General features: G+C 54.2%; 5 protein-coding genes. 2 read left to right on the top strand and 3 right to left on the bottom strand.

All coding sequences use genetic code 11. The annotated features are described in order from the left end of the window. Nucleotides 1-155 precede the first annotated feature (155 nt). From CLV58_RS24100 to CLV58_RS24090, 3 genes are all read right to left on the bottom strand, one after another. On the bottom strand, nt 156-764 hold the full coding sequence (locus CLV58_RS24100) for a YceI family protein (RefSeq protein ID WP_106140394.1): 609 nt from the start codon (nt 762-764) through the stop codon (nt 156-158). A gap of 47 nt (nt 765-811) precedes the next feature. Next, nucleotides 812-1,270 (bottom strand): MarR family winged helix-turn-helix transcriptional regulator, encoded by a 459-nt coding sequence (locus CLV58_RS24095; RefSeq protein ID WP_106140393.1) that lies wholly within the window; start codon nt 1,268-1,270, stop codon nt 812-814. Between the two features lie 114 nt (nt 1,271-1,384). Further along, the gene (locus CLV58_RS24090; RefSeq protein ID WP_245882445.1) at nt 1,385-3,355 is read right to left on the bottom strand and encodes a BamA/TamA family outer membrane protein; all 1,971 of its coding nucleotides are present in this window, start codon (nt 3,353-3,355) and stop codon (nt 1,385-1,387) included. A gap of 354 nt (nt 3,356-3,709) precedes the next feature. Here CLV58_RS24090 and CLV58_RS24085 point away from each other — a divergent pair, with 354 nt between their 5' ends. Then, the gene (locus CLV58_RS24085) at nt 3,710-4,309 is read left to right on the top strand and encodes a Maf family protein (protein WP_106140392.1); all 600 of its coding nucleotides are present in this window, start codon (nt 3,710-3,712) and stop codon (nt 4,307-4,309) included. A 33-nt stretch (nt 4,310-4,342) separates the two neighbouring features. Then, nucleotides 4,343-7,186 (top strand): alpha-amylase family glycosyl hydrolase, encoded by a 2,844-nt coding sequence (locus CLV58_RS24080; RefSeq protein WP_106140391.1) that lies wholly within the window; start codon nt 4,343-4,345, stop codon nt 7,184-7,186. Nucleotides 7,187-7,309 lie beyond the last annotated feature (123 nt).

The raw sequence follows: 7,309 nt of genomic DNA, 5'->3' as shown, positions 1-7,309 counted from the left end.
GCAACTCGCTACGAAAAGACCGCTACCAGCTTTTTAGCGATGGTCTATTTGGCGTCAAGCATGATATTGTTACTGTGAATGTCCACAGGCTCTAGCAAAACGGCCCCGGTATCGTCTGATACCGGGGCCGTTTTCATTAACGCGTTGACTAACGCTTATTTCGACGCAACGATCTTCATGTCGACGGTGAAGTCATCGTAGATGGCTTTGTCACCGATGTTTTCGAAGAACGATTTCGACCCGTAACGGATGTCGTATTTGGTCCGGTCGAGCGTTGCTTTACCATCGGCTTCAATCGTGTTGCCGTTCATTTTCACCGTTGCGGGGAACGTTACGGCGTTGGTGATACCTTTGATGGTCATGTTGCCGGTAATGTCGTACGCGTTGCCACCTTTTGGCGTCACTTTCGTGATTTTGAAGGTCGACGTAGGGAATTTCGCTGTGTTGAAGAAATCCTCCGACTTGATGTGGCCGATGAATTTCGCGTTGTAGCCAGCATCGGTCAGGTCAGTGCAGGTAATGCTGTTCATGTCGAAGGTGAACATACCACCGGTCAGTTTGCCGCCGTCGGTTGTCAGGGTGCCTTCGCTCAGTTTTACGTTGCCCGAGTGCTCACCGGTCACTTTTTTACCGTTCCAGCCCATAACGCTTTTCTGCGTGTCGGCTTTGTAGGTGGTTGCTTTTTTGCCCGGAGCTACGAATGCCGATGCACCAGCCAGCAGAACGACGGCCGTCAGGCCAGCCAGGAATTGACGAGTTTTCATTGGTTTGTACAGGTAAACTGGTTGTATGAATTGATTGGTAATGCGGTTTATTCAGTGCGCAGCCGGTCGAGCAGGCTACTTAGCAGGTTCGCTTCCTCTTCGGTCAGCTTCTTCTCCTGACTCTCATCCCATTTGATCTGATACGTGTCGAGTCGTTTCAGCAGCGCAAGCCCTTGTTCGGTGATGACTACGTCGACAGCCCGGCGGTCGCTAGGGCACTCGGTACGAACGACCAGTTTTTTCGACACCAGTTTATCAACCAGCCGCGACGCGTTCGACATTTTATCGAGCATCCGCTCGGTGATATCGGTTACCTTGGCGGGGTTGGGATACTGGCCGCGAAGAATTCGGAGTACGTTATACTGTTGAAGCGTCAGGCCGAATGGTTTAAGCAGCCGGGCCTGGCTATCGCTCACCCAGTTGCTGGTATACATCAGGTTGACCATCACCCGATGATAGGGCGTCCGAAAGGGCGCGGTCTGTTTGATGTCCTCTTCTATTGTCATGGCGCAAAGCTACTACAATTGCATCTAATGTACCAACACAATATACAAAAAAACGTTCCACTACTCCGTACGTTTCCCAAAAACATATGCATATATTACTCATAGTCAGCCCAATTACTGGTAGGGAATTATTTGGGGGGCCGATTGGTCGAAATCACGGAATCGCAGCGCCGGTACGCCTTCAAACGCCTGTCGGAACGGAATCGTATTGTTCGGAATATTCGGATAGTACGACAGCCGAATCTGAAAACTATTGAATGTCAGATTTTCGTTTCGTAGCCGAAACCCGATGCCATATCCCTGATACAGTGTGCTTTGCAGCAACGGCTTTTCCGGAAAACTGGCCATACCCAGATTGGCAAAGGTGATGAAGGCAATCCGGAAGCCGACTACGTTGAGTTTCGAAAACAGAATATTCTCAATGTTGAGCACCAATCGTCGCGTACCACGCAGGGCGTCGTTGTTGATACCGATACCATCCGTATTAATACCACTACCCGAACTACTCAATGATATATACTCATTGTTGAATCGGTTGATCCCTGTGGTGTAGCGGGCATTGATGAACTGACGCATGTTGCCCCAGCCGGTGGGCAGCAAGGGGCTGAAGTAATTGGACTCGAACGATAGCACGCCCTGCTGAACGGTCGCACTGCGGATGTACCCCCCCAGGCTGGCCAGCCCATAGAGGTACCCCAGATTCTTGATGTAGCTACCCTGCGAATAATTCAGTCCGACATACGTACGCCGACCCAGTTCAGCGTTGTCGAAGCCGTAAATCACGGAGACGGTTCGCCCGACCGGTACGTCCTCCGTACGACCGAAGCCATAAATCAGTACGTCGCGGACGTATTTACGGCGGGAAAATCCCAGACTAAACAGGGTTGTCCGGCTATTCTGGTAGAGTTGGTTCGAATCGTTGGTTACCGGCGGTCGCCATAGATACTGGTAATTCGTATTCCGTACGGCTAGAATCAGCCGGGCCCGGCCGCGCACGCTGGAATCGCCTTCGCTGAAGAACAGCCGGAACGACCGACCGAACCAAACGTCGGAATAATTGTACCGCAATGGAATGTATTCCACGCTGTCATCGCGCATGACAACCCGGCTGTTGATCTGCGTGTGCGTCAGTTCGATCGACCCGGCATATTTGGTGTCCGGCGTAATGAATGGGCGATACAGACGTATGGCCCCCTGCTTTAGATCGCGCAGATACAGAAACTCCGCCTGCGCGGTTACAAACGTTTTGCCGATGAACGGAATGGTGTAACGGCTCTGGTACTCGGCCTGCTGCCGGGGATCGGTACCCGTATACGCGAACTGGGCAAACAGCTGATGCCCCAGCCCCCGCACGTTACGCTGATCGAAACCGATGTTGAACTGCGTCAGCGAACCGACGCCCCCGTTGGGCTCCAGCGACCAGACATCCTGCGTAATCACGTAAACGTCGACAAATTGTCGGCTACCCGTTCGGGGCACGACCAGAATCCGCGCATCGTGAAAAATCGTCGTCGTTCGCAGCAGCCGCTCGTTATCGCGCAGGGTGGTTGAGTTCAGCGCGTCGCCCTCGCGAAACAGCAGATACCGCCGGATCACGCGTTCGCGCGTGTTGACGTGCAGTTTGTTGGCCGTGCGTTCCAGCCAGTTGTCGGATTGCCGCAGCGTATCGTACACCGATTGCCCGAATACACCCAGCCGTCGGATGTAGATGTCGCCGATGACACGGCCTTCGAAATCTTTGAATGGGTTGACTTCAATCGTACTGACCTCGCCCGTGCTTTGCTGACTGTTGTATACGTCGTGGAAAACAGCGTCGTACAATTGCCGGGTTAGCCGGTGCTTGTACATACGTCGTTTCAACCCGGAGTAAAACACACTGTCGCGCTGCTTGAGTACGCTGTCGGCAATAACCCGCGAGTGTTTACTCGACAGCGAGTCGGTACGCCGGTCAACGCCCACGGGGGGAAGTTTAGTCGTGTCGGGTGTTATCTGCGCCCAGCCTGTCGTTGCCACCAGCCAAAGCAGCAGCAGCCCCGTCAGCAAATGGCGGAGTCGTGGAAGCCCGGTCAGGTACAGGTTGTTCATAACAGGTATTACAGCAATAAGACCCCGTTTTGAGCGATCGGTTTAGTAGATAGGTAACTAATCTTTGTGGGGCATTGGCTACGCGTTGTGCAAAGAACGGTCCAACCGCGTTACATACGGCTAAAATGCCACTTCGGCTCTAGGCTGACTGCCTATATTCATTTAATACGTTCGGCCGGGTTATGCGGTGAGCCGAATACCGGTCGCATGGTCGGCTGAGCAGGCTGGGCTTCGGTTTCGCTATCGGCCAGCGTTGCGGCACGAATGGTCATACAGGACGTAAGGTTTCCCATCAAGGTACGCAGAAAGCAAGGGTAGTGTTCTATTTTTGTCTGTTTACAGCCTATAATCTGCATGCACCAACTTCGCTACCCCCTCGTTCTGGCCTCCGGCTCCCCCCGCCGTCGGCAGTTAATGACCGATGCTGGCTTTACTTTTACGATCGAGGTTCGCCCCACCGACGAGTCATTCCCAGCCGACCTGCCAGCCGATGACGTGGCCGAATACCTAGCCCGTCAGAAAGCCGAACAGTTTGTCGACGATTTGGGTGATCGGCTGGTACTATGCGCCGATACCGTGGTCATTCTGGACAACCAAATCCTCAACAAACCGGCCGACGAAGCAGACGCGCGCCGGATGCTATCGGCCTTAGCCGGCCAGACGCACCGGGTCCGCACGGGCGTCTGTCTGCTCGCCCCCGCAGCCGACAGCCAAGCGCCTGTCATGCACTCGTTTACCGACGAAACCACGGTTACGTTTGCCCCGCTGACCGACGACGAAATCACCTACTATATTCATACCTGTCATCCGTTCGACAAGGCCGGTTCGTACGGGGCGCAGGACTTCATCGGTCTGGTCGGCATCGAGCGGCTCGACGGGTCTTTCTACACGGTTATGGGACTGCCTACGCATCGGGTTTATCAGCTGTTAAAATCCTATACAACTGGTCTATGAAAAGCGTAGGTTTGCGCAACTAGCGCCAATCCTATGCAATATTTTCTACGAATAGTTCTTTTCATAGCGACTATCACCAGTACGCAGGCGCAGGTCGTAACGACGCAACCAACGTTCCCGACGGCCGATGCCGAGCTAACCCTGGTTTTCGATCTAAAGCAGGCCAAAGACGGTCGGGCTAAGGGCTTACTGGGAAAAACCGATGATGTGTACCTGTGGTCGGGAGCCGGCTCAGTGCAGGGTGGTAATGCGTTCGAATTTCAGCCTGCGGGACAAACCAATTTTGGCCAGCCGTTTACACCGGGTCGTATGACGGCGCTGGGCAACGATCGCTGGCAAATAAAACTGGTTCCCCGTACTTATTTTGGCGTTCCCGCTAATACGCCTATCCGGCAGCTAGGGCTCTTGCTAAAAAGCGGGAACGGACAGGCGCAGACCGAAGATTTCGTTATTCCGATCTACGACAACAGGCTGAGCCTGCTGCGGCAACAGCCAACAGCTTCCTCTTTTTTTGTCGACACGAATCAACTGATTACGGTGCGATACAAGGCCTCCCGGAAGGCAACGCTCAGCTTAACGGTCGATGGTCAGAAAACACTCACCCTAACCAACACCGACTCACTGCGGACGGTATTGTCGGCCGGTACCAATCCGGGACAGCAACGAACGGTGATCGCCCAAGCTATCGACCTGGATCGCCCCTCGCCGGAGTCTGTCGCCGACACGTTTCGATTTACCGTTCGTCCGCAACCGACTGTAGCTGCGCTGCCGGCCGGCTTACAGGACGGTATCAACTACACCGGTGCGACGACGGCTACGCTGGTCCTTTATGCCCCCCAAAAGACGTTCGTGCATCTGCTGGGTGAGTTCAACGACTGGGCCATGCGACCGGCTTATTTGATGAAACGAACGCCGGACGGTAATCGCTACTGGCTGGAAATAACGGGCCTGCCAGCAGGCCAGGAAGTAGCCTTCGCGTACCTGGTCGACGGGGCCATCGCTACCGCCGATCCCTACGCCGACAAAATTCTCGACCGTAACAACGACAAGTACATTCCGACCAACACCTATCCATCGCTGAAAGCCTTCCCCGACAAAGCACCGACCAACATCGTATCGGTGCTACAGACGAATCAGACGCCGTACGTGTTCAAGGCCACCAACTTTCAGCGACCGGCCGTCAACAAACTGGCGATCTACGAATTGCTTGTCCGCGATTTTGTCCAGTCGCGTACCTATCAGACGCTGACGGACAGCCTGGCCTACCTGAAACGGCTGGGCATCAATACCATCGAGTTGATGCCGGTGATGGAGTTTACGGGCAACGATTCCTGGGGCTACAACCCAATCTTTTACCTCGCGCCCGACAAAGCGTATGGCACGAAAACCGCGCTGAAAACATTCATCGACGCAGCGCATCAACAGGGTATCGCCATCGTACTCGACGTTGTCTTCAATCAGACCGATTACGAGTTTCCGTACGTCAAACTGTACTGGAATGGCAGTCAGCCGTCTGCCGACAGCCCCTATTTTAACCAGCAGACGACGCACCCGTACAGCGTTTTCTTCGACTTCAACCACGAAAGCCCAGCGACCAACGCTTTTGTCGACCGGGTCTGCGCATACTGGCTACAAGAATACAAAGTCGACGGATTCCGATTCGATCTATCGAAAGGGTTCACCCAGACCAACTCCGGTAACAACGTGAGTTTGTGGAGTGCGTACGACGCCAGTCGGGTTGCTATTCTCAAGCGTATTTACGACCAGATACGCACCGTCGACAAATCGGCCTATGTCATTCTGGAGCACTTCGCCGACGCGCAGGAAGAAAAAGAACTGGCGGATTACGGGATGCTACTGTGGGGGAATCACAACTACGATTTTCGCAACGCGCTACGCCCGGCTAGCGCTGATCTTTCAGGACTTTCGTACCAGAAGCGCGGCTTCAACCAGCCCAACCTAATCGGCTATGCTGAGAGCCACGACGAAGAACGGCTGGTCTACGATATGAAACAGACCGGACAGACCAGCGGTACTTATTCGGTACGAACCCTATCAACGGCCCTCGACCGGGCTAAGCTGGCAGCTGCTTTCCTATTGCTGACGCCCGGCCCGAAGATGATCTGGCAGTTTGGCGAATTAGGCTATGACCTATCCATCAACACCTGCTCCGACGGCACGACGATTCGCGACGACTGCCGTACAGCCGCCAAACCCGTGCGCTGGGACTATTACCAGAACGCAGATCGACAGAAGCTTTACAAGGTCTATGCTGAGCTGTTCCGGCTGCGAACGGTCGTCCCGGCGTTTGCGACTACCGACTTCACCACTGATTATTCCGGCACGGTGAAACGACTGACAGTACGTAGCCCAACTGGTTCGGCTTTCCTGATCGGCAATTTCGATACCCGTCCGCAAACAGTGTCGCTTGGCATGCCTAGCACCGGTACCTGGTACCACCATTTCAGCGGTCAGGCCGTGCAGGTGAGTGACGTTAATCAATCGGTAACGCTGGAGCCGGGCGCGTTTCATCTCTACACAACCACAAAACAAACAACACCCGAAGCGGGTCTATTCCCTTTTTCCGTCGTTCCGAACCTGGTAACGGCTATCAACGAGCCATCCATGGGCACAGTAACGCTGTCGCCCAATCCAGTACACGACCAGGCTATCGTTGCGCTTGACGGTGCTTACCGGGGCATTGTCAATTTAACAGTGATCGATGCCGCCGGGCGAACAGTCCATCAACTCCAATTTTCGAAAACGACGGATCGCCTGCAACAGGCCGTAAACCTACAGACGGTGCAGGCAGGCACCTATTTTATGATAGTCAAACAGGGCGACCAACGCACGCAGCTTACCGTGCTGAAGCAGTAGTGTAGCCCAGACGTGGACGTCTGGATGCCCATCAGGGCAACTATGTTGGGCGACAGCTTTGTTGGCCGCTATCATGTCCACCCGGACGTGGACGTCCAGGCTACATATAAACAAAGAAAGGCG

Source organism: Spirosoma oryzae, from assembly GCF_003002825.1.
Classification (GTDB): domain Bacteria; phylum Bacteroidota; class Bacteroidia; order Cytophagales; family Spirosomataceae; genus Spirosoma; species Spirosoma oryzae.
The sequence above is the reverse complement of the archived record's forward strand: the minus strand, read 5'-3'. Positions and strand labels throughout refer to the sequence as shown.